This is a genomic window from Micromonospora sp. WMMD729, assembly GCF_049315225.1.
In the GTDB taxonomy this organism is placed as follows: domain Bacteria; phylum Actinomycetota; class Actinomycetes; order Mycobacteriales; family Micromonosporaceae; genus Micromonospora.
Genome location: NZ_CP186059.1, coordinates 5167703 through 5191858 on the forward strand (window position 1 = coordinate 5167703; position 24156 = coordinate 5191858).

26 protein-coding genes are annotated in these 24156 nt (G+C 72.9%); 6 read left to right on the top strand and 20 right to left on the bottom strand.

What is annotated here, in order from left to right; genetic code table 11:
• Positions 1–103 precede the first annotated feature (103 nt).
• On the bottom strand, positions 104–652 hold the full coding sequence (locus tag ACN263_RS23560; RefSeq protein ID WP_422736505.1) for a hypothetical protein: 549 nt from the start codon (positions 650–652) through the stop codon (positions 104–106).
• 140 nt (positions 653–792) lie between these two features.
• On the opposite strand from ACN263_RS23560, the gene ACN263_RS23565 reads away from it, so the two are divergent.
• Positions 793–1134, top strand: coding sequence for a hypothetical protein (locus ACN263_RS23565; RefSeq protein ID WP_422736506.1), 342 nt, complete (start codon positions 793–795; stop codon positions 1132–1134).
• Between the two features lie 28 nt (positions 1135–1162).
• On the opposite strand, the gene ACN263_RS23570 is transcribed toward ACN263_RS23565, so the two are convergent.
• The 4 genes from ACN263_RS23570 to ACN263_RS23585 all read right to left on the bottom strand — a co-directional run bounded on the left by ACN263_RS23570 (position 1163) and on the right by ACN263_RS23585 (position 4348).
• Entirely contained in the window at positions 1163–1630 is a 468-nt protein-coding gene (locus ACN263_RS23570; RefSeq protein WP_422736507.1) for a ribose-5-phosphate isomerase, read from the bottom strand.
• A gap of 87 nt (positions 1631–1717) precedes the next feature.
• Positions 1718–2917: a DUF1015 family protein gene (locus ACN263_RS23575; protein WP_422736508.1), complete on the bottom strand. Its 1200-nt coding sequence runs from the start codon at positions 2915–2917 to the stop codon at positions 1718–1720.
• An 89-nt stretch (positions 2918–3006) separates the two neighbouring features.
• Positions 3007–3552, bottom strand: coding sequence for a hypothetical protein (locus tag ACN263_RS23580; RefSeq protein ID WP_422736509.1), 546 nt, complete (start codon positions 3550–3552; stop codon positions 3007–3009).
• 169 nt (positions 3553–3721) lie between these two features.
• On the bottom strand, positions 3722–4348 hold the full coding sequence (locus tag ACN263_RS23585) for a disulfide bond formation protein DsbA (protein WP_422736510.1): 627 nt from the start codon (positions 4346–4348) through the stop codon (positions 3722–3724).
• Positions 4349–4570: 222 nt separating this feature from the next.
• On the opposite strand from ACN263_RS23585, the gene pepN reads away from it, so the two are divergent.
• Together pepN and ACN263_RS23595 are read left to right on the top strand one after the other, a co-directional pair.
• Positions 4571–7120 (top strand): aminopeptidase N, encoded by a 2550-nt coding sequence (pepN, locus tag ACN263_RS23590; protein WP_422736511.1) that lies wholly within the window; start codon positions 4571–4573, stop codon positions 7118–7120.
• An 88-nt stretch (positions 7121–7208) separates the two neighbouring features.
• Entirely contained in the window at positions 7209–7772 is a 564-nt protein-coding gene (locus ACN263_RS23595; RefSeq protein ID WP_422736512.1) for a Uma2 family endonuclease, read from the top strand.
• 70 nt (positions 7773–7842) lie between these two features.
• Here ACN263_RS23595 and ACN263_RS23600 read toward each other — a convergent pair whose 3' ends face one another.
• From ACN263_RS23600 to ACN263_RS23665, 14 genes are all read right to left on the bottom strand, one after another.
• Positions 7843–8250, bottom strand: coding sequence for a DUF5130 family protein (locus ACN263_RS23600; protein ID WP_422736513.1), 408 nt, complete (start codon positions 8248–8250; stop codon positions 7843–7845).
• Positions 8237–8533 (bottom strand): hypothetical protein, encoded by a 297-nt coding sequence (locus ACN263_RS23605; protein WP_112584149.1) that lies wholly within the window; start codon positions 8531–8533, stop codon positions 8237–8239. Before ACN263_RS23605 ends, ACN263_RS23600 begins: the two co-directional genes overlap by 14 nt.
• A gap of 72 nt (positions 8534–8605) precedes the next feature.
• Positions 8606–10072, bottom strand: a complete 1467-nt coding sequence (locus ACN263_RS23610) for an amidase (RefSeq protein ID WP_422736514.1) — start codon at positions 10070–10072, stop codon at positions 8606–8608.
• Positions 10073–10348: 276 nt separating this feature from the next.
• Positions 10349–11356 (bottom strand): amidohydrolase family protein, encoded by a 1008-nt coding sequence (locus ACN263_RS23615; protein ID WP_422736515.1) that lies wholly within the window; start codon positions 11354–11356, stop codon positions 10349–10351.
• The gene (locus tag ACN263_RS23620) at positions 11356–11880 is read right to left on the bottom strand and encodes a 3-hydroxyanthranilate 3,4-dioxygenase (protein WP_355052291.1); all 525 of its coding nucleotides are present in this window, start codon (positions 11878–11880) and stop codon (positions 11356–11358) included. The genes ACN263_RS23615 and ACN263_RS23620 overlap by 1 nt, the downstream gene beginning before the upstream one ends.
• Positions 11877–12299 (bottom strand): RidA family protein, encoded by a 423-nt coding sequence (locus ACN263_RS23625; protein ID WP_422736516.1) that lies wholly within the window; start codon positions 12297–12299, stop codon positions 11877–11879. The genes ACN263_RS23620 and ACN263_RS23625 overlap by 4 nt, the downstream gene beginning before the upstream one ends.
• A complete protein-coding gene (locus ACN263_RS23630) occupies positions 12296–13069 on the bottom strand; it encodes a 2-keto-4-pentenoate hydratase (protein ID WP_422736517.1) in 774 nt (257 codons plus the stop codon). The genes ACN263_RS23625 and ACN263_RS23630 overlap by 4 nt, the downstream gene beginning before the upstream one ends.
• A complete protein-coding gene (gene dmpG / locus ACN263_RS23635) occupies positions 13066–14160 on the bottom strand; it encodes a 4-hydroxy-2-oxovalerate aldolase (RefSeq protein ID WP_422736518.1) in 1095 nt (364 codons plus the stop codon). The genes ACN263_RS23630 and dmpG overlap by 4 nt, the downstream gene beginning before the upstream one ends.
• Positions 14157–15089, bottom strand: a complete 933-nt coding sequence (locus tag ACN263_RS23640) for an acetaldehyde dehydrogenase (acetylating) (RefSeq protein ID WP_422736519.1) — start codon at positions 15087–15089, stop codon at positions 14157–14159. The genes dmpG and ACN263_RS23640 overlap by 4 nt, the downstream gene beginning before the upstream one ends.
• Positions 15086–15883 (bottom strand): 2-keto-4-pentenoate hydratase, encoded by a 798-nt coding sequence (locus ACN263_RS23645; protein ID WP_422736520.1) that lies wholly within the window; start codon positions 15881–15883, stop codon positions 15086–15088. The genes ACN263_RS23640 and ACN263_RS23645 overlap by 4 nt, the downstream gene beginning before the upstream one ends.
• Positions 15884–15903: 20 nt before the next feature.
• On the bottom strand, positions 15904–17385 hold the full coding sequence (locus ACN263_RS23650; RefSeq protein ID WP_422740794.1) for a 2-hydroxymuconic semialdehyde dehydrogenase: 1482 nt from the start codon (positions 17383–17385) through the stop codon (positions 15904–15906).
• Positions 17386–17408: 23 nt separating this feature from the next.
• Positions 17409–18746: an FAD-dependent oxidoreductase gene (locus ACN263_RS23655; protein ID WP_422736521.1), complete on the bottom strand. Its 1338-nt coding sequence runs from the start codon at positions 18744–18746 to the stop codon at positions 17409–17411.
• Positions 18743–20023, bottom strand: coding sequence for a kynureninase (gene kynU / locus ACN263_RS23660; RefSeq protein ID WP_422736522.1), 1281 nt, complete (start codon positions 20021–20023; stop codon positions 18743–18745). Before kynU ends, ACN263_RS23655 begins: the two co-directional genes overlap by 4 nt.
• Before the next feature lie 14 nt (positions 20024–20037).
• Positions 20038–20940: a tryptophan 2,3-dioxygenase gene (locus ACN263_RS23665; protein ID WP_422736523.1), complete on the bottom strand. Its 903-nt coding sequence runs from the start codon at positions 20938–20940 to the stop codon at positions 20038–20040.
• A gap of 155 nt (positions 20941–21095) precedes the next feature.
• Between ACN263_RS23665 and ACN263_RS23670 the strand changes: the two genes are divergently transcribed.
• The 3 genes from ACN263_RS23670 (at position 21096) to ACN263_RS23680 (ending at position 23396) form a co-directional block, all read left to right on the top strand.
• Positions 21096–21524, top strand: a complete 429-nt coding sequence (locus ACN263_RS23670) for an Lrp/AsnC family transcriptional regulator (RefSeq protein ID WP_422740795.1) — start codon at positions 21096–21098, stop codon at positions 21522–21524.
• A gap of 486 nt (positions 21525–22010) precedes the next feature.
• A complete protein-coding gene (locus ACN263_RS23675; protein WP_422736524.1) occupies positions 22011–22532 on the top strand; it encodes a hypothetical protein in 522 nt (173 codons plus the stop codon).
• Between the two features lie 12 nt (positions 22533–22544).
• Positions 22545–23396 (top strand): class F sortase, encoded by an 852-nt coding sequence (locus ACN263_RS23680; RefSeq protein WP_422736525.1) that lies wholly within the window; start codon positions 22545–22547, stop codon positions 23394–23396.
• Here the strand turns inward: ACN263_RS23680 and ACN263_RS23685 are convergent.
• Positions 23342–24121, bottom strand: coding sequence for a TioE family transcriptional regulator (locus ACN263_RS23685; RefSeq protein ID WP_422736526.1), 780 nt, complete (start codon positions 24119–24121; stop codon positions 23342–23344). The two genes, ACN263_RS23680 and ACN263_RS23685, sit on opposite strands and share 55 nt — an antisense overlap.
• Between the last annotated feature and the right edge of the window lie 35 nt (positions 24122–24156).

Consider the following 24156-nt stretch of genomic DNA (forward strand, 5'->3'; position numbering starts at 1 on the left):
GGATGAACCGTGGCCGGACGGGTAAGCAGCGGCCTTGCCTGGTGGGGAGACGACCGGGTGCACGGGCGGGCGGCGCTACGCCGGCCCGCCCGTGCACGCCTCGTCACACGTTCGAGGTGATCCAGTTCCAGGCCGAGACGACCCACTCGGTCTGCTGGAGCCAGGCCACGCCCAGACCGACGAGGAAGACCGCGGTGGCCAGGTGCGCGCCCCGCGCGCTGCGCCGTACCCGCCCGAGCTGCCGCTCCAGCACCAACCGGCCGACCGCCCGGGCCAGCGCGAACAGGCCGACCGCCACCAGCAGGCTCAGCACCAGCACCAGCAGCGGGCCGGACAGGTCACCGCCGCCGGAGAGCGCCCAGATGCCCCAGCACACGAAGGCGAACAGGCCACCCGCCGCGCTCCACTCGCCGCCGCGCCGCAGTTGCGCCAGACGCCAGCTCAGCGGCCGGCGCGGGGTCGGCTCGCCCGGCCAACCGGTACCGGTCGGCTCCTGCTCGACCACCGGGAACGGCTCGGTACGTGGGCTGCGCGGTTGGCCCACCGGCGCGACACCCCGGCGGAAGCCGTCCCGCTGCGGCGGCACCCCGACGCCGGCCTGCGGTGGAACCTCGACGGTGCGCTCCGCCCACGGCTGCGTCTGGTCTGCCATCTCGTCCTCCCCCTGACGGGCGGCGTCAGCACCACCCGAATCCGAGGGTAGCCAGCCGGCAAATCGGTCGCCGACCGCCGTCCGGCGCGAACCCGGCACGACCGTGCCGAATCCCACACCGCGCGAGGTACGGTCGGACGATGGGTGACCCGGACCGACGCAGGCGACGGCTGCGCCACCACTCCGACTCCGACCCGGCCGCGCGGAGCACCGACGGCTCGACGGCCAGCACGGCCGGCGTCCACGACGGCGGGGACCCACCGCCGCGCCGTCGCGGGGGCGGTGGCGACGACCGCGACGGCGAACGGGGACTACGCGGGCTGGTCGGCTCCGGCTCGTCCCAGGTGGGTCTGAGCGCGGCGCTACGGGCCCGGGACGCCGCCCGGCCGAGCGACGACGACCTCGCCGAGGCGGAGGCCCGGGTGGTGGTGGTACGCCGCAACTGGGTGCCCCGCGAGGACCTGCCCCGCTCGCCGCGCTGACGACGAGCGGACCAGACAAACAACGCGGTCAGGGCAGGTCGGGCAACTCCCGGGTCTGCTCGTACGCGGCGACCTGCGTGATCCGGCGGGCGTGCCGCTCGTTGCCGGAGAACGGCGTGTTCAGGAACGCCTCGACGATGCCGGTGGCCTCGTCCAGGGTGTGCTGGCGGGCACCCACCGCGACGACGTTCGCGTCGTTGTGCTGCCGGGCGAGCTGAGCCGTCTCGACGCTCCACGCCAGGGCGGCACGGACCCCGGCGACCTTGTTCGCGGCGATCTGCTCGCCGTTGCCGGAGCCGCCGATGACGACTCCCAGGGAGGTCTCGTCGGCGACCACCCGGTCACCGGTGTGCAGGCAGAACGTCGGGTAGTCGTCGTCCGGGTCGTAGCTGTGCGGGCCGACGTCGACCACGTCGTACCCCTGCTTGGCCAGGTGGTTGGCCAGGTGCACCTTCAACTCGAAACCGGCGTGGTCGGATCCCAGGTAGACGCGCATACGGGGCAGTCTGTCAGGCCGCGTTCCGAAGCGCCGCAGGGGCGGCGCTTCGGAGGCGGGTACGTCACACGGTCGGGCGGTGCGCGGTCAGTGCGGCAGTTCGGCGACCACCAGGCCGCCGCGTGCCTTCGGGGTGAACCAGGTGCTCTTGCGGGGCATCTTCTCTCGGGCCAGGTTCACCGCGACGAAGTCCGCCACGGTCACCGGCGCGATGAGGATGGCCAGCTCGGCCCGGCCGGCGTCGACCTCCCCGGTGAGCCAGCTCGCCGGGTAGTCGCCGCCCACGTAGGTGATCCGCTTGTCGCCCGGGTCCAGCCCGAGGGCGTCGCGCAGCAGCAGCCGCTCGACCAGGGCGTGGTCCAGGTTTTTCAGGCGGGCGTCGGCGGTGGCGGGCAGGCGTACCGCGTACCCCTGGTCGGGGAGCCGGAGGTGGACGGTGCCGCCGGCCGCCGGGACCTCGACCGGGCCGTCGATCGGCGCGACCTCGGCGCCCGCGGCGCGCAACCGGTCGAGCAGCTCGCCCGGCGTGGTGGTCAGCTCGCTGACCAGCCGGTTGTAGGGCTGGATGGCCACCGACGCCGGGGTGGTCACCACGGCCAGGAAGCGCGACAACCCGCCGGTCTGGGCGGCCAGGCTGCGGTGGTTGCCGTCGGCGACGACCAGCTCGCCGCCGCCCGCCAGGGCGGTCAGCGCGTCCTGCTCGGCGCCCGGGCCGAGCAGCCAGATGGCGTGGGTGCGGCCCGCCTGGTCGGTGTCGGTCGCGGCCGGCGCCCCGGCCGCGTCGGTCGCCGCCGCGAGCGCGGCGTGCAGCTCGTCGCCACTTCCGGTCTGCAGCAGGAGTACGGGTGAGAGCAGGTGACCCAGCGCCTCGGCCAGGGCGACGCGCTCGCGCACCTTGGCGATGAACACGTCCTCGTTGCGGATGACCAGGCCGGGCTCGTCGGCGCTGGTGGAGATCTGGTCGGTGTCCACCATCGCGAACAGCCCGTACGCGGGCTCCTCACCCGGGGCACTGATCCGGTACAGCACGATCACCTGCTCGGCGGGGGTGTAGCTGCCGTCGGCCTTGGCCTCGGCGAGCCGGGCCACCGAGGCCGGCAACGCGTCGAGGAACGACGTCCCCAGGCTCTCCGGAGCACGGTGCGGCATCTCGATGCCGAGGGCACTGTGCGGGTTCGCCTCGATGATCGCGGTGATCTCCGCGTCGTCGGCGAACTCGTCGTAGTTCTGCGCGCCGGTGCCGCCAGTGGTGATCCAGGCCCGGGCGATCGGATGCACGACCGTCATGCCCCTGACGCTACCGGCGTCGACGTTCCGGACGACGGGGACCCGCGCGGCGTCCACCAGTTGAAAGCGCCCGGGGCGTCGGTCTGCGGTCAGCCGGCGCGGCCGGACGCGCCGTTGTGCCGGCGGTGCCGCCCGGCGACCACCGGTCCGGCGTTGCCGCGCCGGCCGCCCCCGACGGGCCCGGCGATGGCGTTGCGGCGCGGCGTGGCGGGCGGCCCCGGCACGGGACGCTCGGGCGGCGGCGCCGGCACGGGCCGCGGGTTCAGCGGCGGGGTCGGCACGGGACGCGGCGCGGTGGGTGCCGGCGGGGGTGGGGCGGGCTCGGCCGGCGCGGCCGCCACCCCGACCGGTTCCGGCGTCGGCACGACCGAGGTCGCCGGCACCGGCGTGGACATCGCCGGCGCGGACGACACCGGCACGGGCGCGACCCGCGCGGGTGTCAGGCGCGAGGTGACCGGCACCCGGGCCACGCCGACCACGATGGGTGGCGCGAGCAGGTCCGCCACGTCGGCGGGAAGGTCGGGGCGGACCGTCGGCCAGCGGGAACCGTCGACCGACCAGTACGCCGCGCCGGGGGTCTCGATCACCCCCTGCCGGGTCAACTGATCGTCACCGGACGCACGGTGCTTGGCCATCGGGACTGCCTCCACGAGCTGCGGTGTGCGGCCCTGCGGGTCGCTGCGGCGGACACCGAGGGAAACGACGCCGCCCGCCCACCGGTGACGCCAGGACCGCGTGGTGTGTCCCCGCGCCCGGCGCGGCGCGCCCCGCCCACGTGGGTGGACGGGGCGCGTGCGGTCGTGGTCAGTCGAAGATCGGGTCCTGCTCGCGGGTGCGCTTGAGCTCGTAGAAGCCGGGGGTGCCGGCGACCAGCAGCACGCCGTCCCACAGGCGACCCGCCGCCTCGCCCTTGGGCGCGGGCGTGATCACCGGGCCGAAGAAGGCGACCTGGGCGCCGTCCGGGCCGGGCGCGTGGATCACCGGAGTGCCCACGTCCTGGCCGACCGGCCGCATCCCGGCCTCGTGGCTGGCACGCAGCGCCTCGTCGTACTCGGTGCTGTCCGCGGCGGCGGCCAGCGCCGGGTCGAGACCGGCCTCGGTCAGCGCGGCCACGTACAGCTCGTGGTTCCGCTCCTGTTTGCCCAGGTGGATCCGGGTGCCGAGCGCGGTGTAGAGCTTGCGCAGGACGTCGTTGCCGTACCGCTGCTCGGCGGCGATGCAGATCCGCACCGGGCCCCAGGCGGTGCTCAGGAAGGTCTTGTAGTCCTCGGACAGGTGGTCCCGACCGTCATTGAGCACGGACAGGCTCATGACGTGGAAGCGGATGTCCACATCCCGGATCTGCTCGACCTCGAGCAGCCAGCGAGACGTGATCCACGCCCACGGGCAGGCCGGGTCGAACCACATGTCTACGGCGACACGTTCGGACACGGTGCGGTCCCTTCGCGACGGGGTGACGCCGGCGTTCCGGCGTCTGAGAGAAATCCTCTCTCCGGGCGCCGCCGGCCGGCACCGGAATGAGAGCGTGACCTCGACCACCGATGGCCGGCCGTACGTGGAAGACTCGGACCGGGCCGGACGTCACAAGCGGTCGGCAGACGGGCGCCGCCGGGCGTACGGCGAGACGTGGGATGGAGACGAACAGTGCCGGGAGTGCGTAACCTGACGCAGGTCGAGGCGACCGAGCGGGCCCGCCTGCTCGAGGTGACCGGGTACGACATCAGGCTGGACCTGTCGACCGCCGTGCTGGCCGCCGACGGCCGCACCTTCCGGTCGACGACCGAGGTCAGGTTCCGCTGCGCCGAACCGGGGGCGAGCACGTTCATCGAGGTGGCCGCCGAGTCGGTGCGCTCCGCCACGCTGAACGGCGCACCGGTGGACCTGGCCGACTGGTCGGCCGAGAAGGGCCTGACCCTGTCCGGGCTGGCCGGCGAGAACACCCTGGTCGTCGACGCGGACTTCGCCTACTCCAACAGCGGGCAGGGGCTGCACCGCACGGTCGACCCGGTCGACGGGGAGACGTACCTCTACAGCCAGTTCGAGACGGCCGACGCGCAGCGGGTCTTCGCCTGCTTCGACCAGCCCGACCTCAAGAGCGTCTACACCTGGCACGCGACGGTCCCGGCGCACTGGCGGGTCGTGTCCAACATGCCGGTGCAGCGCGAGGAGCCGGCCGGCGAGGACCTGAAGACCCTCCACTTCACCGAGTCGCCCCGGATGAGCACCTACATCACCGCGCTCTGCGCCGGCCCGTACCACGAGGTGCGCGACACCCACGACGGCATCGACCTGGGGGTGTTCTGCCGAGCGTCGATGTCGCGCTACCTGGACTCCGACGACCTGTTCCTCATCACCAAGCAGGGCTTCGACTTCTTCCACGAGAAGTTCGGGGTGCGCTACCCGCTGCCGAAGTACGACCAGCTCTGGGTGCCCGACTTCAACGCCGGCGCGATGGAGAACTTCGGTTGCGTGACGCACGCCGAGTCGCACTACCTGTACCGCTCGCAGGTCACCGACTACGAGTACGAGCAGCGGGCCAACACGATCCTGCACGAGCTGGCGCACATGTGGTTCGGTGACCTGGTCACCATGCGCTGGTGGAACGACCTGTGGCTGAACGAGTCGTTCGCCGAGTGGGCCAGCCACTGGTGCAACACCAACGCCACCCGGTTCACCGAGGCGTGGACGACGTTCCTGTCGATCCGCAAGAACTGGGGTTACCGGCAGGACCAGCTCTCCTCCACCCACCCGGTCTACACCGAGATGCCGGACATGGAGGCCGTCGAGGTCAACTTCGACGGCATCACCTACGCCAAGGGCGCGAGCGTGCTCAAGCAGCTCGTCGCGTACGTGGGCGAGGAGCCGTTCGTGGCCGGGCTGCGGGCGTACTTCGGCAAGCACGCGTGGGGCAACGCCACCTTCGACGATCTGCTCACCGAGCTGGAGGCGGCCTCGGGCCGGGAGCTGCGCAAGTTCGCGGCGCAGTGGCTGGAGACCGCGCAGGTGAACACGCTGCGCCCGGAGGTGACCATCGGCGCCGACGGCACGTACGAGCAGGTGGTCGTCCGGCAGGAGGCGCCGACGGCGTACCCGACGCTGCGTACGCACCGGATCGGCGTGGGCCTGTACGACCTGGCCGACGGTCGGCTGGTCCGCCGCGAACGGTACGAGGTGGACGTGACCGGTGAGCGGACCGACCTCACCGAGCTGCGGGGCGTCCGGGCGGCCGACGTGCTGCTGCTCAACGACGACGACCTGAGCTACACCAAGCTGCGCCTGGACGACCGGTCGATGGCGACGGTGGTGCAGCACATCGGCGGCTTCGACTCGTCGCTGGCCCGCGCGCTGTGCTGGACCGCGGCGTGGGACATGACCCGGGACGCCGAGCTGGCGACCCGCGACTACGTGGCGCTGGTGCTGGCCGGGCTGCCCGCCGAGACCGACATCAACCTGGTCACCGCCACCCTGCGCCAGGCCACCACCGCGCTGACCCTCTACGCCGACCCGGCGTGGGCGGCCACCGGCTGGGCCGGGCTGGCCCGGACGGCCAAGGACGCGCTCGCCGCCGCCGAGCCGGGCAGCGGCTTCCAGCTCGCCTGGGCCCGGGCGTTCACCTCGGCCGCCCGCTCCGAGGAGGACCTGGCCACCCTGCGCGGCTGGCTGGACGGGACCGGCACGCCGGACGGGCTCACCGTGGACACCGAGCTGCGCTGGACGGTGCTCGGCGCGCTGGTCGCCAACGGCGCGGCCGGCGCCCCCGAGATCGAGGCGGAACTGGCCGGCGACCGTACGGCCAGCGGCGAGCGGGAGGCCGCGTACGCGCACGCGTTGGTGCCGACGGCGGAGAACAAGGCCGCCGTGTGGGCGCTGCTGACCGGCCCGGACGCGCTGCCGAACTGGCGGAACCGGGCGCTGTTGCAGGGCCTGGCCCACCCGGCGCAGGTGGAGCTGGTCACCCCGTACCGGGAGAAGTACTTCGCGACGGTCGGCCAGGTGTGGGCCAGCCGGGACAGCGAGCCGGCGCAGGAGTTCGCCCAGCTCGCGTACCCGACGTACCTGGTGGACGACGACACCGTGGCCGCCACCGACGCGTGGCTGGCCGGGGACGGCAACCCGGCGCCGCTGCGTCGCCTGGTCGCCGAAGGCCGGGACGGCGTGCTGCGGGCGCTCAAGGCCCGCGCCAAGGACGCCGAGCTGAGCTGAGCTGAGCAGGGAGTACGCGGCCCGGGCCGGCGTGGGTGCGAACCCGCGCCGGCCCGGGCCATTATGGTGACGAGAGGAGGTGGACGCGATGGCACAGCCGACCTACGAGTGGCGGCCCCCGGAGCGGGGCTGGCGCGAGCAGGACCTGTTCGACCTGCCCGAGGACGGAAACCGCTACGAGATCATCGACGGGAGCCTGCACGTGACCCCTCCAGCCGGTCCCGAGCACCACGAGCTGGCGGACGACATCCGGATGGCGATCCGCCAGACGGCACCTAGCGGTTGGCGGGTGATCCGGGAGATCGGGGTGCGGGTCCCCGGAGGCAACCTCATCCCCGACCTGACGGTGTTGCGGCCGAGCGCACCGCGCGAGCGGATGTGGGCCGAACCGGTGGACATCGCGCTCGTCCTGGAAGTCGAGTCGACGAGCAGTCGTCGTCACGATCGCTTCACCAAGCCGGCGCTCTACGCCGAGGCGGGTATCGCGCACTACTGGCGGGTGGAGCGCGGTGACTTCGGTCCGGTCGTCTACCGCTACCGACTGGTCAAGGACGTGCACTACGACCTGGTCGGCACCATCGGGCCGGACGACGCGGTGACCGTGGACGAGCCGTGGCAGATGCGGTTGGACCCGAGCGCCTGGCCGCGCTGAGGCACCCGGACACACCGAAGCCCGGCCCGCTTGCGAGCGGGCCGGGCTTCGACGTGCGAGGAGTGAAGGATCAGCCCTTGCCGGCGTGGCTGGCGAGCTGGTCGAGGCCGTTGATGATGCCGCCGGCCAGGTCGCCGCCGCTGAACGCGCCGACCATGGAGAGCGCGGCGAGCTTGGCGTACGTGTCGGGGATGCGCTTGCGCGCGTGCCGCCCGGTGACGATCTCCAACTGGCGCTGGTTCGGCGACACGGCGATCAGCACCGACTTGTCCGGGTCGGCGAGCTGGCGGTGCAGCCGCTGGGCGTGCTCGCGGATCGGCTCGTCGAGGCCGCCGACGAACACCGAGAAGACCAGCCCGGTGCCCTGGTCGGCCAGGCGCAGGGCCTCGTCGATGCGCAGCAGCTGTCGGGTCGAGAAGGGCCCGTCCAGCACCTCGGGCGGATTCTCCGTCCCGGTCTGCTTCTCACCAACGGTCACTTGCGCCTCCGGTTCCACCGGCCGGCGCCTCGACGCTGGCCTGCTCAAGCTTGTGGCTGGTCAGCGCGGGCGCCTGCGCGCCCGCCGTCAGCGCGGTGCCGGCCGAGTCGGCCAGCTGCTCCGGGCGGCCCAGGAACCAGACCGGAGTGAAGTCGAAGGGCCGGCCCGGCCGGTAGCGCTTGGCGCCACCACCACCGCCGGTGGCACCCCCACGGCTACCGGCGTACGACAGGCCGGCGATCACCAGCACTGCCGCCAACGGGATGCCGACGAAGACCAGCACCGTCTCGGTAACAGACAATCCCAACGCCCCCAGGCGGAAGAAGGACCTCGAACAAGCGGGTCGGATGGACGATCATGATGGCGACCGGCCAACTCCGTCGCCATTCACGTTAGCGGAGTCGACGGCCCGCCAGATTGCGGGGTGCCGATCCCATCCGTCACTGGCGTGCTCCAGTTGCGCAGCGGTAGCGATCAGCCGCGCGTCGTCGCCGTACCGGCCGGTGAGCAGCACCCCGACGGGCAGGCCGTCGGTGGTCGTGGTGGCCAGGGGCAGCGAGACCGAGGGGTCTCCGGTGACGTTGAAGATGGCGCAGTAGGGCGAGAATCGGCGCTGCCGGTCGAAATCGGCCGCCGGGTCGCCGTCGGCGGTGAACCAGCCGACGGGTGCCTGCGGGGCAGCCAGGGTGGGACAGAGCAGCAGGTCGCAGTCGGCGGTGCGGGCCGCGCCGAGGCGCACCTGCGCCTGTAGCTCGCCGAGGGTCGCGGTGAGCGTCCCGGCGGACACCTCGGCGCCCCGGGCGCGCAGCAGCCGGGTCAGCGGCAACAACTCCGGCTCACGGTGCGCCGGCACCGGGGCGAGCGCCAGGACGTACCAGATGATCTCGAACAGCGGCCACACCGCCGGCGTGAGCGGCGGCGGCACCTCGACCACCTCGTGGCCGGCGGCGGTGAGCAGCGCGGCGGCGGAGTCGACGGCCGCGACGCAGTCGGGGTGCACCGGCTCGTCGGCGAGCATCGGCGTGGTGAACCGGCCGATCCGCAGGCGGCCGGGCTCGGCCCGGCGGGCGGCGGCCAGGTATCCGCCGGGCGGCGCGGGCGGCGGCAGGTAGGGCTCGCCGGGCACCGGGACGGCCATGACGTCGAGCAGCGCGGCGACGTCGGCCACCGTCCGCCCGAGCGGACCGCTGGTGGGCAGCCCGAACGCGCCGGAGCCGAGCGGCCCGCCGGAGACCAGGCCACGGCTGGGCTTGTAGCCGACCAGACCGCAGAGCGACGCCGGGATGCGCAGCGAGCCGCCACCGTCGGACCCCTGGGCGACCGGCACCAGGCCGGCCGCGACCGCCGCCGCCGCGCCGCCGCTGGAACCACCGGCGGTGTACGCCAACTGCCACGGATTGCGGGCCGGTGGCGCGACGCGGCCCTCCGAGTAGAGCGAACAGCCCAGCTCGGAGGTGGTCGTCTTGCCGAGGCTGACCATGCCGGCGGCCTTCATGAACCGGACCACGTCGGCGTCGACCGGCGGGACGAAGTCGGCGAAGGCGGCCGAGCCGAAGGTGGTGCGTACCCCGGCGGTGAGGGTGAGGTCCTTGAAGGCGGTCGGTACGCCGTGCAGCGGGCCGCGCGCCTCGACGGGCACCGCGTCGGCGGCGCGCGCGGCCTGCCGGGCGGGGTCCGGCGTGACCGTGACGAACGCGCCCACGGTGTCGCCGAGCGCCGCGACCCGGCGCAGGTGATGCTCGACCAGCTCGACGCTGGACAGCTCTCCGCGGGCGATGGCGGCGGCCTGCTCCAACGCGGTCAGGTCGTGCGGCTCGGCCATGCCCTCCATCCTGCCCGCTGGAACCGTTCGTCAGCGGGCCGACACGGCGGTCGGGCGTTGTGGCGCAGGCTGCGGCTCCCGATGCCGACTCCGGCCGTGTCGGCCTGCGCTGCCCTGCCGGCGTCCTTTGCTCTGCTTCAACGGACGCAACAGCCGATGTCCGTTAATCGGACACGTGGCGTTGCGTGGATTGAAGCAGAGCAAAGGCAACAGAACAGGGTCCGTCGGCCCGTCGCCGCCGTCCGCCGCCCGAGGCCACCACCAGGGGGTACGCCCTCAGCGTCGCCCGTACAGGAAGCGCAGGGCGTTGGTGGAGCGGAGCTTGTCGCGCTGGGCGTCGGTCAGGAAGTCGGCCGCGTCGACCACCGCGCCGACGGGCCGCTCCCCCAGCGGGTACGGGTAGTCGCTGCCCACCAGCACCCGGTCCTCCCCCAGGGTGTCCACCAGCAGCCGCAGCGCCGGTGCCGCGAACACCACCGAGTCGACGAGGAACCGGTCGAGGTAGCTGCTCGGCGGGGCGGCGGACGCACCCCGGACCAGGTCACCCCGGCGGTGCCAGGCGTTGTCGGCGCGGCCGAGCCAGAACGGGAAGCTGCCGCCGCCGTGCGCGAAGCAGATCCGCAGCGTTTCAGGCACCCGGTCGAAGACACCGCCCAGGATCATCGCCAGCACCGACAGGTGCGTCTCGGCGGGCATGCCGGTGAGCCAGCGGGCCATCCAGCGGTCCAGCCGAGGGCTGCCCGGCATGTCCCACGGATGGACGAAGACCGGGGCACCCACCTCGGCGCAGTGCTGAAGGAAGGTGACCACTCCGGCGTCGTCCAGGTCCCGGTCCCCGACGTGGTTGCCGATCTCCACGCCCACGTGCCCGGCGGCCAGGCTGCGGTCCAGCTCGGCGCAGGCGGCGTCCGGATCCTGTAGGGGCACCTGGCAGAACGGCACCAGCCGGTCGCCACCGTCGGCGGTGACCTCCAGGGTCAGGTCGTTGAAGATCCGGGCTACCTTCACCGCCTGGTCGGCCGGCCGGTCGTAGCTGAAGAAGACCGGCGTCGGCGAGACCACCTGCACGGCGACACCGTCGGCGTCCATGTCGGCGAGTCGGCGGGACGCGTCCCAGCACTCCGCGCCGATCGGGCGGAACTCCGTCTCCCCCACCATGATCATGGCGGCGCGTTCGGAGTCCACCCGCAACCACGGCCAGCCGGACCCGCCGCACGCCGCGCCGAGGTCCGGCCACCCCTTCGGTACGACGTGCGTGTGCACGTCGACCACACCAGCCGGCATCAGCCCTTGCCCGGGTGCAGGGTGCCGCAGTTGGCGCAGGTACGCGCCGACTCGTCGGCGTAGAACGCCTGGAACACCGGGGGCAGGTCGGCTGCGATGTCGCGGACCTGCAACTCCACCTCGTGCACCTTGTGCCCGCACTCCGGGCAGTACCACTGGAACGTCTCCAGCGTGCCCTCCTCGCGGACCCGCTCCACGACCACACCGATCGAGCCGGCCTCCGGTCGCTGCGGCGAGTGCGGGGTGTTGCGCGGCAGCATCCACATCTGACCCTCGCGCACGTGCACCGTACGCGGCCCCTGCGGGGTCATCAGGTTGATGTGCATGTTGCCCTTGACCTGGTAGAAGAACTCCTCGTACGGGTCCACGTGGAAGTCGGTGCGCTGGTTGGGCCCGCCCACCACCATCACGATGAAGTCGTCCCCGCCGGGGAACATCTCCTTGTTGCCCACCGGGGGCTTCAGCAGGTGCTGGTTCTCCGCGATCCAGCCCGGAAAGCTGAACGGCTCGGCGATCTCACTCACGACTGACCTCCCGAGGGAAGAAGGGCCACGGCCTGGATCTCGATGAGCAGGTGTGGGTGCGGCAACTGGTGCACCGCCACCGTCGTACGGGTCGGCCCGGACGCGTCGAAGAACTCCGCCCAGACCTCGTTGTAGCCACCGAAGTCGTTCATGTTGACCAGGTACGACGTCACCTGGACGAGGTCGGTGAGGTCCGCGCCGACCGAGCGCAGCAGGTCACCGATGTTCTCGATCACGGCCCGGGTCTGCGCCCGGATGTCGAGGTTCGTGGTGCCGAACTCGTCCACCTCGACACCCGCGAAGCTGTTGTCCGGCCGGCGGGACGACGTACCGGAGACGAAGACGAACCCGCCCGCCACCTTGACGTGCGGAAACGCCCCCCGGGGCACGGCCTTGCCGGCCACCACCACGCCGCTCACGACGACGCCCGCAACGAGGCGGTGCCGAGCTTCTCGACGACCGCACGAACGTGCGCGCCCGGACGCAGCGGCACGGCGGCGGTGGCCGCGCCGGCCAGGAAGACCCAACCCGACTCCAGCCGCACGCCGTGCCGGCCGGCCAGCCGGATGCCCTCGTCGAGCGCTCGGCGTGGATCGCCGAGGATCGCCGCCGTCGAGCCGACCTGGGCCACCCGCCCGTCGACCTCCAACAGCACGCCCAGGTTGTCCAGCCCCGAGGGCACCGGCGACCACGGGCCGATCACGAACGCGGCGGCCGAGGTGTTGTCCGCGACGACGTCCGGCAGCGAGAAGCGGAAGTCCGCGTACCGGGAGTCGATCAGCTCGATGGCCGGGGCGACCGCGCGGACCGCCGTGGCGAAGTCGCCGACCGGCTCGCCCGGCTCGGGCAGCCGGTCCAGCAGGAACGCCACCTCCGGCTCGACCCGGGGATGGATGAACGCGTACACCTCGACCGCGCCCCCGTCGGGTATCCGCATCGAGTCGGTGAGCCGTCCCCAGATCACCTCGTCCACGCCGACCTGGGCCATCTTCGCCCGGCTGGTCAGCCCCATCTTCAGCCCGACCAGCCGCTCGCCGGCGTCGACCCGACGCTGCACCAGCGCGGCCTGCACGGCGTACGCGGCGTCCACGTCGAGGCCGGTCTCGGCGGCGAGCTGCGGGATCGCGGTGGCCGTGGCGGCGGCCGCGCCCAACTTCTCGGCGATCCCCGCGATGTCCGGTCCGATCATGCTGCGTCATCCTCCGTTCGCGGCTGCGGGGCGCGCGCACCAGCCTCCGCACCGGCCAGGTCCAGTGCCACGTCGACGATCATGTCCTCCTGGCCGCCGACCATCCGACGCCGGCCCAGCTCGACCAGGATCGAGCGCACGTCCACGCCGTACTTGGCCGAGGCCCGCTCGGCGTGCCGCAGGAAGCTGGAGTAGACCCCGGCGTACCCCAGGGAGAGGGTCTCCCGGTCGACCTGGACGGGCCGGTCCTGCAACGGGCGGACGAGGTCGTCGGCGGCGTCCATCAGCGCGAACACGTCACAGCCGTGCTTCCAGCCGTGCAGCTCGGCAACCGCGACGAAGACCTCCAGCGGGGCGTTGCCAGCGCCCGCGCCCATGCCCGCGAGCGACGCGTCGACCCGGACGGTCCGACCCGACGGCGACCCGAGTGGACCGTCACCGAGGATCCGGCCGTGCTCGACGGCGAGCACGCTGTTCGCCACCCCGAGGGACAGGTTGTGGTGGGCGTGGATGCCGATCTGCGTCTGGGGGTCGAGGACCTGCCGGTACGCGTCGACCCGCTGCGCCACGTCGGACATCAGCAGCCGGCCGCCGGAGTCGGTGACGTAGACGCAGTGCGCCCCGTACGACTCCATCAGCTTGGCCTGCCCGGCCAACCCGGCCGGATCGTTCATGTGCGACATCATCAGGAACCCGGCCACGTCCATGCCGTTCTCCCGGGCCCAGGAGATGTGCTGGGCGGAGATGTCCGCCTCCGTGCAGTGGGTGGCGATGCGGACGCTCGTCACCCCGAGCGCCTTGGCCGCCTTGAGGTCGGCGATGGTGCCGATGCCGGGCAGCAGCAGGGTGGTCAGGTTCGCCGAGGTCAGCACCTCGGCGGCTGCGGAGATCCACTCGGCGTCGCTGGCCGCGCCGTGGCCGTAGTTGACGCTGGACCCGGCGAGCCCGTCGCCGTGCGCGACCTCGATGGCGGCCACCCCGGCGGCGTCCAGCGCGGCCGCGATGGTGCGTACCTGGTCGACGGTGTAGCGGTGGGCGATGGCGTGCATGCCGTCGCGCAGGGTCACGTCCTGGATGTACAGGTCGGTCATGCCACCGCTCCCGTCGCGCGCAGGGCCACCAGCCGCTCGGCGGTGCGCAGCGCGGCCGACGTCATGATGTCCAGGTTGCCGGCGTACGCGGGCAGGTAGTGCCCGGCGCCGGAGACCTCCAGGAAGACCGACACCTGCAGGGCGGTGAGCTGACGCCCGAGCGACGGCAGGTACGCCTGCACCCGGTCGAACTGCACGTCCTGCTTGAGCCGGTAGCCGGGGACGTACTCCTGCACCGCGGCGACCATCTCGCCGACCGAGGCGGCGATCGCGGCGCGGTCGGCGTCGGCGTCCGGGCAGAGGCAGTAAACGGTGTCGCGCATGAGCAGCGGCGGGTCCGCCGGGTTCAGCACGATGATCGCCTTGCCCCGCTCGGCCCCGCCGACCACCTCGATGGCCCGGGCGGTGGTCTCGGTGAACTCGTCGATGTTGGCCCGGGTGCCCGGCCCGGCCGACTTCGAGGCGATCGACGCGACGATCTCGCCGTACGCCACCGGGGTCACCCGACCGACGGCGGCGACGATCGGCACGGTCGCCTGCCCGCCGCAGGTCACCATGTTCACGTTCGGCTCGTGCAGGTGCTCGTCCAGGTTGACCGGCGGCACCACGTACGGGCCGATCGCGGCCGGGGTCAGGTCGACCACCGTCCGGCCGTGTGCCCGCAGCACCTCGTCGTGGCGGCGGTGCGCGCCGGCCGAGGTGGCGTCGAAGACCAGTTCGACGTCGGCGAACTCGGGCAACGCGACGAGGCCGTCCACGCCGTCGGCGGTGGTGACGACACCGAGGCGGCGGGCGCGGGCCAGGCCGTCCGAGGCCGGGTCGATGCCGGCCATCGCCACCATCCGCAGAGTGTCGCTCAGCCGCAACACCTTGATCATCAGGTCGGTGCCGATGTTTCCCGATCCCAGCACCGCCACACCGGTGGTCATGACGAGACCTCCTTGCTGAAGGACGTGCGGACCGAGCCGAGCCCGGAGATCCGCGCCTCGTACGCGGCCCCGGGGGTGACCGGGACCATCGGGCCGAGCGCCCCGGAGAGCACCACGTCCCCGGCGCGCAGCGGATCACCGGCCCGGGCGAGGGTGGCGGCCAGCCAGTGCAGGGCGTGCAGCGGGTTGCCCAGGCAGGCCGCGCCCGCACCGACCGACACCGGCTCACCGGCGTGCTCCAGCACCATCCCGCACAGCCGCAGGTCGACGTCCGCGAGCCGACGAGGCGTGGTACCCAGCACGAACAGCCCGCTGGAGGCGTTGTCGGCGATCGTGTCCACGATGGAGATGTCCCAGCCGGCGACCCGTGAGTCGACGATCTCGATGGCCGGCAGCACATGGTCGACCGCGCGGATCAGGTCGACAGTGGTGATCCGCTCCTCGGTGAGGTCGCCGCCCAGCACGAACGCGACCTCCGCCTCGACCCGCGGTTGGAGCAGCCGGTCGATGGGCACCTCGACCCCGTCGCCGACGGCCATCTCGTCGGTCAGCAACCCGAAGTCCGGCTGGAACACCCCGAAGGTCTCCTGCACCGCCCGGGAGGTCAGCCCGATCTTCGCGCCGACGCGGCGCTCGCCCCGGCCCTGCCAGGCCCGCGTCTGCAACTGCTGCACGCGGTACGCGGACTCGACGTCCCCCTCCGGCAGCAACCGGCCGCGCAGCGGCGGGCAGGGCTTGCCGCTGCTCCGCGCCTCGGCCAACTCCCGGTTCGCGGCCTCGATGTCGGCTTCCATGCCCGCTCCCTCGTTACGGCTCACGACAGGTCCACGCAGACGTTCGTGAGCTCGGAGTAGAAGTCCAGCGAGTGCACGCCGCCCTCGCGGCCGATGCCGGACGCCTTCACCCCACCGAACGGGGTCCGCAGGTCCCGCAGGAACCAGGTGTTGACCCAGACGATGCCGGCGTCCAGCCGCGCCCCGGCCCGATGCGCCACCCCGACGTCCCGGGTCCACACCGTCGCCGCCAGGCCGTAGTCGGTGCCGTTGGCCAGCGCGTACGCCTCGTCCTCGGTGTCGAACGGCGCGACGTGCACGACCGGCCCGAAGATCTCCTCCCGGTTGGTGCGGGCGTCCGCGCCGAGGCCGGCGAGCACGGTGGGCTGCACGTACGAGCCACCGTCCCGGGCGTCGCCGAAGGTGGGCGCACCCCCGCCGGTCAGCACCTCGGCGCCCTCGGACCGGGCCAGGTCGTACGCCCCGAGCACCTTGGCACGGTGCTGCGGGGAGATGAGCGGCATGGTGGCGGTGGCCTCGTCGGTCGGCCAGCCGTACGCCAGCTCGCCGGCCCGCTTGGCCAGCCGGGCGGTGAACTCCTCGAAGACCGGCCGCTGCACGTAGATGCGTTCGGTGCACAGGCACACCTGGCCGCCGTTGGTGAAGCTGGACCGCACCGAGCCGGCGACCGCCGCGTCCAGATCGGCGTCGGCGAAGACCAGACCGGCGTTCTTGCCGCCCAACTCGAAGCTGACCGCCTTCACCCCGTCGGCGGCGGCCCGCATGATCGCGCCGCCGGTCGCCGACTCACCGGTGAAGGTGATCGCGTCCACGCCGGGGTGGCGGGTCAGGAACTCACCCGCCGAGTCCGGGCCGAAGCCGTGCACGAGGTTGAACACCCCCTCCGGTACGCCGGCGGCGGCCATCACCTCGGCCAGCACCGTCGCCGAGGCGGGCGTCTCCTCGCTGGGCTTGACCACCACGGCGTTGCCGCAGGCCAGTGCCGGGGCGACCTTCCAGGTGAGCAGCAGCAGCGGCAGGTTCCACGGCACGATGACCGCGACCACGCCGACCGGCTTGCGGACCGCGTAGTTCAGGGCGCGCCCGCCCGTCGGGGTGACCGTGGTGAACGACTCGGTGGGCGCGGTCGCCACGATCTCGGCGAACGCCCGGAAGTTCGCCGCGCCGCGCGGAATGTCCAGCGTGCGGGCCTGGGCGATGGACTTGCCGGTGTCGGCGACCTCGGCGGTCACCAGGTCGTCGAAGCGGCGTTCCAACTCGTCGGCGACGCGACGCAGCACCTCGGCGCGCTCCCGCTCGCCCATCCGACCCCACGGGCCGCGCAGCGCCGCACGGGCGGCGGCGACCGCGTCGTCCACGGTGGACCGGGACGCCTCGGCCACCTCGAAGACCGGCTCCCCGGTCACCGGGCTGACCTTGGTGAACGTCGTCCCGCCGTCGACGAACCCGCCACCCACGAAGTTACGCAGCCGCGGCGGCCCGTCCGGGGCGTGGCCGGTCATCAACGTCGGGTCCCAGAGATTCGTCACGCGCGCCTCCCTCGGTTGAACACCGCCGTGATCGCGCCGGCCAGCAGCAGCGCCGCCCCACCGGCGACCGCACCGAGCACCCGGTGCTGCCGGCGCACCCGGCGGCGCACCTCGGCGTACGGGGTGGTGGAGAAGGACACCAGCTCGTACTGCGAAACGTACCGGCCGGGCAGGACCCGTTCCAGTGCGTGCTCCACCCGTCGCCGGGTCTGGAAGACCGGTGAGGCGACCTTGTCGCGCATCTCCACGAAGTTGGTCAGCGCCATCTGCGCGATCGCCTCGGCGTTCTCCTGGCGGCGACGCTGGAACAGCGGCAGCGCCGCCGACCACTCGTCGGCGCACTCGTCCAGGCAGCGGTCCAACTCGACGACATCCTCGAAGGCGCAGTTCGCGCCCTGGCCGTAGAACGGCACGATGGCGTGCGCGGCGTCGCCGATCAGGCCGACGGTGCCGTTGACCTGCCAGGGCGTGGCACGGACCGTGCCCAGCACGCCCACCGGGTTGTGCTGGTAGTCGTCCACCAGGTTCGGGGCCAGCGGGACCACGTCCGGATACCGCTGCGCGAAGTGCGCCCTGATCGCGGCCGGGTTGTCCAGGGCGGCGAAGCTGCCGGCCCCCTCGTTGGGCCAGAACAGCGTGCAGGTGAACGAGCGGTCCGGGTTCGGCAGCGCGATCATCATCGAGGTGCCCCGGGGCCAGATGTGCAGGGCGTCCGGGTCCAGGGCGAAGTCCCCACCCAGCGGCGGGATGGTCAGCTCCTTGTAGCCGTAGTCCAGGAAGTCCACGCTCTCGCGCAGCGACCCGTGTGCCAGGAGTTGCCCGCGTACGGCGGAGCCGGCGCCGTCCGCGCCCAGCACCACGGACGCCTTGGCGGCGACCGTGCCGTGCGGGGTGTCGAAGCTCAGCGAGCCGTCGGTCGGGTCGAGCGCGACGAGACGGTGGTCGAAGACGACCCGTACCCCGGGCAGCGCGCTCGCGGCGTCCAGCAGGGCGTTGTTCAACGCGCCCCGGCTGATCGAGTTGATCGCCCGGTCACCGGCCGCGCTGTACGACTGGAACTGCGGCTCCCCCTCGACCGGGTGGATCATCCGGCCGCGCATCGGCAGCGCGTCGGCCATCACCTGGTCGGCCAGGCCGATCCGGCGCAGCGCGTCCAGCCCGCGCTCGGAGAGCGCCAGGTTGATCGAACGCCCCCGCTCGGCCGTGCCGGTACGCGGGTCCGGCCGCCGCTCGTAGAGCGCTACCGGATAACCCCGCCGGGCCAGGAAGCAGGCGGCCAGACAGCCGGCCAGGCCGGCGCCGATGATCGCGATCTCGTCGCGCCGCGCGGTCACGGGTTCACCTGTCCCACGGTGGCCTCCAGCGCGGCGGCGGCCCGCCAACAGTCGAGGTACGTCGAGTAGAGCGGCACCGGGGCGAAGCGGACCACGTCCGGCTCCCGGGCGTCGGCGATGACGCCGTGTTCGTACCGTAGGCGTTTGGTCAGCTCGGCGGCGTTGCCGGCACCGACGCGGACCGAGAGTTGGCAGCCCCGCCGGGCCGGGTCGCGCGGGGTGACCACCCGCAGCGGCCGGTCGGCGGTGACCTCGTCGAGCAGCGACTCCAGCCAGCCGGTGAGGCGCAGGCTGCGGGCGCGCAGCGCCGGCATGCCGACCGCGTCGAACAGCTCCAGCGAGGTACGCACCGGACCCATCGCGAAGATCGGCGGGTTGGAGATCTGCCACGCCTCCACGGTGGACGGTGGGCGGGACACCGGCGTCATCTCGAACCGGGTGGCCGCCGCGGTGCTCCACCAGCCCTCGAAGCGGGGCAGGTCGGGATCGCCCAGGTGGCGCTCGTGCACGAAGACGCCGGCCAGGGCGCCGGGCCCTGCGTTCAGGTACTTGTAGGAGCACCAGGCCGCGAAGTCGACGTCCCAGTCGTGCAGCGCGAGGGGCACGTTGCCGACCGCGTGGGCCAGGTCCCAACCGACCACCGCGCCGGCCGCCCGGCCCGCGGCGGTGATCGCCGGGATGTCCAGCAGCTCACCGGTCAGGTAGTTGACGCCACCCAGGAGCACCAGCGCCACCCGGTCGCCCTCGGCGGCCAGGTAGTCGGTGACGTCCTCGGTGCGCAGCGCGTCCTCCCCGGGGCGGGGGCGCAGCCGGACCACGGTGTCGTCCGGGTCCAGGCCGTGGAACCGGGCCTGGCTACGCACGGCGTAACTGTCCGAGGGGAAGGCGCTGTCCTCGATGACGATGCGGGTGCGCGCGCCGGCCGGGCGGTAGAAGCTGACCATCAGCAGGTGCAGGTTGACGGTGAGCGAGTTCATCACCACGGCCTCTGCGGGCCGGGCGCCGACCAGTCGGGCGGCCGGGCCGGTCAACAGCTCGTGGTACGGCAGCCAGGCGCGCTCGGCCTCCAGGTGCCCCTCGACGCCGAGCCGCCCCCAGGCGTCAAGATCGGCGAGGAGTTCGTCGCGGGTGGCCCGGGGTTGCAGGCCGAGCGAGTTGCCGGCCAGGTACGCCGACTCGGGGTGGTCGCCCCCGTCGGCGGGCGGCACGAGAAAGAGGTGCCGGTGACCGGGGTCGGCCTCGTCGAGGCGGTGCGCCTCGTGTTGTGGGGTGTGCATGTCTGATTCTCCGGTCACATCGCGGTGCGGGCCGACCACAGCTCCGGGAAGACCACCCGGGCCATGCTGCGTTGCAGCCAGGCCAGGCCGGCGGAGCCGCCGCTGCCGACCTTCGCGCCCATCGTCCGCTGCACCGCCTTGACGTGGTTCCAGCGCCAGTCGCCGAACTCCTCGGCGACACCGCTGAGCGCCTCGCCGAGCAGCCGCAGGTGGTTGTCCGGGCCGCCGTCAGCGTAGATCCGCACCCAGGCGGCCTCGACCTCCGGCTGCGGTTCGTGTTCCACCGCCACGTCGCGGTTCAGCAGGTCGGCGGGGATGTCGAAGCCACGCCGGGCCAGCAGCGCGACGACGTCGTCCCAGAGACTCGGTGCGGCCAGCGCGGCGCTGAGCGCGGCGTGCACCTCGGTCTGCCGACGGAACGGGCGGATCAGCGCCGGGTCGCGCAGTCCGAGCAGGAACTCGAGGTGCCGATACATGGCGGACTGGAAGCCACTGCCCTCGCCGAGCAGGTTGCGGAACCGGTTGAAGTCGGCCGGGGTCATCCAGCGCAAGCCCTGCCAGGCGGCGTTCAGCCCTTCCAGGTGCAGGGTGGCGCGGCGCAGGGGAGCCAGCGCGTCCCAGATCCGGTCGGCGCGCAGCAGCCGCTGGGTCTCCCGCAACTCGTGGCAGGTCAGCCCGAAGTACAGCTCCATGATCTGGCTGACCATGAGGAACGACATCTCGCCGGGGTCGTCGCTCAGGGGTTGCTGCAACTGGTGCAGCGCGCTCGCCCGTACGTACGCGTCGTACGGCACCAGGTCGGCGAACTCAAGGGTCGGCTCGCCACCGTTGCGCGCCGCCCGGGCCGCCCGTTGTCGCGGGGTCACCGGTCGCACCGTGGCGACGCGGTTCCCGGCCCGCCGCTCCGTCGATTCCACCAGTCGTCTCCCTTCCCCGGACTGCCGACGTCATGATCTCGCGGTGGGATCGGCGTACGGAATGCCGGATCAACGGGACTTGCCGTCCTGACCTGACGAACAGAAGGCAGCTGGGCGAATCCGGTTCACGAAAGTAAGGTTCGAGCGTGGACGACATGGACTGGGCGCTGCTGCGCGAGTTGCAGGCCGACGCCCGGCTCTCGTTCAGCGAGCTGTCCCGCCGGGTGCACCTGTCCCCGCCAGCGGTCGCCGAGCGGGTCCGCCGGCTCGAGGAGACCGGTGTGATCACCGGCTACCACGCCCACGTCGACCTGACCCGCGCCGGCCGTACGGTGGTCGCCCTGATCCGGATGTCCTGCTACGGGTCCCGCTGCATCCTGCACGACCCGGAGGTCTCCGACTGGCCGGAGATCCTGGAGATCCACCGGATCACCGGTGACGCGTGCAGCATGCTCAAGGTCGCCGCCGGCTCGATCGGGGACTTCGAGGCGGTCATCGACCGTCTGGCCCCGTACGGCCAACCGTCGAGCACCATGGTCCTCTCCTCCCCCCTCCCCTGGCACCCCATAACCCCCCACCCCTAACCCCCGCGCCCCCGCGCCTCCCCCGCACCCCCGTGCCTCCCCCACGCCTCCCACGCCCCCCGCGCCCCGCGCCCCCGCGCCCCCGCGCCCCGCCGATCTTGCACTTCCTGTTGCCGAAAAGCCCCTTGCGCCCCGCTTTGTCGCCACAGCAAGTGCAAGATCGCGGGGGCCCGCATGGTGTACGGGGTCGATCATGGAGTCGTGGTGGGTTGATGGTGGTGATATGCACCTTGTGCGGAGCACCACGACTCCATGATCGACGCGGGGCGGCGCGGGCGGCGCGGGCGGCGCGGGCGGCGCGGGCGGCGCGGGCGGGGCGGGCGGCGCGGGCGGGGCGGGGCAGGGCGGGGCGGGGCCGGGGCGCGGGGTGGGGCGAGGGCGTGGGGCGGGCGCGGGGTGGGGCGGGGTTTGCCTTTGCGGGACGGGGAAAGCAGCGCGCGTGCCCAGGGGAGGGTTCCGGCGGTCGTCGCCGGTTGGGGGGAAATCATGCAGGGTCTTCGCACGATCAACCGCGCGCTCTCGTCCGCACTGACGCTGGTCGGGCTCATCGGGGCGTTCGTCCTGCTGTCGGTCGCACCGGCCCGCGCCGGTGAGAACACCTTCGTCGAGGTGACACCGAACAGCGTCCCGGCGGGCGGCCGGGTGACGATCCGGGCGAGCTGCGACAACAACAACGACCGGCAGGCCAACGTGCACTCCGACGCGTTCGGGCACGTGATGCTCAGGCCGGACAACGGCTTCCTCAAGGGTGAGGTCACCGTTCCGGGCAACAAGGAGCCCGGTGACTACCAGGTCGACCTGCGCTGCCAGAACAACCAGACGGCCCAGACGATGCTGACCGTGCTCAACATGGCCTCGCCCAGCAAGGGGCCGGCGACCGGGGGCGGCGGCACCGCCGGCGGCCGGGGCACCGGCTCGGTCCTGGTCCTCGGCGGCGTGGCCCTGGTGGCCGCCGCGGTCGCGCTCGGCATGGTGGGCAGCCGGCGTCGGCCCGGAGCCGGCTCCTGACCCGGAGCTCCCATGACCCGCAGATCCGCGCGTGCGCGGTCGGATCGCCCTGCCCGCTCCGCGCGGTCGGGCCGTCCGGCCCGCGCCCGGGCCGCGAGGGCGCTGCGCGCCACCCGCAGGCTGATGGCCCGGCTGCGCCGGGTCGCCGGGCAGGCGGTCTTTGCGAGTGTCGCCACCACCGACCCGGACGCCCGACCGCTGCCGCCGCGCCGTCCCGGCGGGCCACCGCTGGCCCGGCATCGGCTCGCCGACCGGCCAGGGCTGCCGGTGCTGGTCATCGCCGCACTGATGGTGGTGATCGTGGCGATGCTCGGCGTCGAGCGGGTGACCGGGGTGAGTCTGCTGCCGGACCGGATCAGCGCCGGCCTGCGGCCGCCACCGAAGAAGTTCCCGGTGCTGCCGGCCAGCCGACCGACCGCCCTCGCCATCGACACGATCGACCTGCGGGCGCCGCTGCACGACGTGGGCATCGCCCCGGACGGCACCATCGCGGTGCCCGACGTGGCCCGCGCCCAGGAGGCCGGCTGGTACGACCAGGGTCCCACCCCGGGGCAGTACGGACCGGCGGTGGTCGTCGGGCACGTGGACACCACCACCGGTCCGGCGGTCTTCCACCGGCTGCGGGAACTGCGCTCCGGCGACGAGGTCGACATCACCCGGGCCGACGGTCGGGTGGCGGTCTTCGAGGTGGACTCGGTGGAGCGGTTCGACAAGGAACGGCTGCCGGTGGACGAGGTGTACGGCGACTTCAGCCGTCCCAGCCTGCGGCTGATCACCTGTGGTGGCCGGTGGGTGGGCGGTGAGACCGGCTACTCGGACAACCTGGTGGTCTTCGCCTCGCTGGTCAAGGCCCGTGACGGGTGACCGCCCGCGCCGCCGTCGAGGTACGCGGCGAGCCGGGCGGCACCGGTGAGCATGGCCCGGCCGCGCTCGGTGAGCCGTACCCGCCATTGCGCGAGCGACGCGGCCAGTGGTTCGGCACCTCCGGCGTCCCGTACCCGGCGCAGCACGTCGGCGATGTGGCTCAGTCGGTACCCGCCCCGGCGCAGCAGGTGGGCGAGTTCGGCGTCCCGGACGTCGTCGGGCGAGTAGACGCGGTGGCGGGTGACCCGATCACGCTCCGGTCGCAGGATCCCGGCCGACTCCCACTTGCGCAGCGTCGCCGGTCGTACGCCGAGTCGGTGCGCGAGCACGCTGATGGGTACCGCCTGCCGGGTCGGCGGCGCGAGCGTGCCGGCGGTGAGCGTGGTGACCGCCGCCTCGACCGCGTCCAGCGTCTCCCGGTCGCGTCGCAGCAGGTCGTGGCCGTGGTCGATGGTCCGGAACGCCGCGTCGATCTCGCCCCGGTTGACGGCGCGCATGATGTCGCCGCCGGCCGTGTGACCGTGGCCCGCGACGAGGGCGAGGTAGGCGTCCAGCGCCCGGGCGTGCACCTCGGTGAACCGGCGGTACCCGGTGCCGGTGCGCTCGGCCGGTGGCAGCGCGCCGTCGCGTTCATAGTTGCGGACGGCCTGCGCCGACAGCCCGTGCCGCCGCGCGAGGTCGATCGGTCGCCGTACCCCTGGGTTTGAGGGTTTCGTGGTTTCCACCGCGCTCCGTCACTGAAAAGTCTCAATCGCTGGTT

Coding starts and splice junctions, on each gene's coding strand:
- ACN263_RS23630 (WP_422736517.1), bottom strand. CDS start 13,069: ATGATCGGACCGGACATCGCGGGGATCGCCGAGAAGTTGGGCGCGGCC.
- ACN263_RS23575 (WP_422736508.1), bottom strand. CDS start 2,917: ATGACGGTCGTGCATCCGATCGCCCGGGCCTGGATCACCACTGGCGGC.
- kynU (WP_422736522.1), bottom strand. CDS start 20,023: ATGCACACCCCACAACACGAGGCGCACCGCCTCGACGAGGCCGACCCC.
- ACN263_RS23680 (WP_422736525.1), top strand. CDS start 22,545: ATGACCCGCAGATCCGCGCGTGCGCGGTCGGATCGCCCTGCCCGCTCC.
- ACN263_RS23595 (WP_422736512.1), top strand. CDS start 7,209: ATGGCACAGCCGACCTACGAGTGGCGGCCCCCGGAGCGGGGCTGGCGC.
- ACN263_RS23560 (WP_422736505.1), bottom strand. CDS start 652: ATGGCAGACCAGACGCAGCCGTGGGCGGAGCGCACCGTCGAGGTTCCA.
- ACN263_RS23640 (WP_422736519.1), bottom strand. CDS start 15,089: ATGACCACCGGTGTGGCGGTGCTGGGATCGGGAAACATCGGCACCGAC.
- ACN263_RS23615 (WP_422736515.1), bottom strand. CDS start 11,356: ATGCCGGCTGGTGTGGTCGACGTGCACACGCACGTCGTACCGAAGGGG.
- ACN263_RS23565 (WP_422736506.1), top strand. CDS start 793: ATGGGTGACCCGGACCGACGCAGGCGACGGCTGCGCCACCACTCCGAC.
- ACN263_RS23570 (WP_422736507.1), bottom strand. CDS start 1,630: ATGCGCGTCTACCTGGGATCCGACCACGCCGGTTTCGAGTTGAAGGTG.
- ACN263_RS23580 (WP_422736509.1), bottom strand. CDS start 3,552: ATGGCCAAGCACCGTGCGTCCGGTGACGATCAGTTGACCCGGCAGGGG.
- ACN263_RS23670 (WP_422740795.1), top strand. CDS start 21,096: ATGGACTGGGCGCTGCTGCGCGAGTTGCAGGCCGACGCCCGGCTCTCG.
- dmpG (WP_422736518.1), bottom strand. CDS start 14,160: ATGACCGACCTGTACATCCAGGACGTGACCCTGCGCGACGGCATGCAC.
- ACN263_RS23650 (WP_422740794.1), bottom strand. CDS start 17,385: ATGACCGGCCACGCCCCGGACGGGCCGCCGCGGCTGCGTAACTTCGTG.
- ACN263_RS23675 (WP_422736524.1), top strand. CDS start 22,011: ATGCAGGGTCTTCGCACGATCAACCGCGCGCTCTCGTCCGCACTGACG.
- ACN263_RS23610 (WP_422736514.1), bottom strand. CDS start 10,072: ATGGCCGAGCCGCACGACCTGACCGCGTTGGAGCAGGCCGCCGCCATC.
- ACN263_RS23645 (WP_422736520.1), bottom strand. CDS start 15,883: ATGGAAGCCGACATCGAGGCCGCGAACCGGGAGTTGGCCGAGGCGCGG.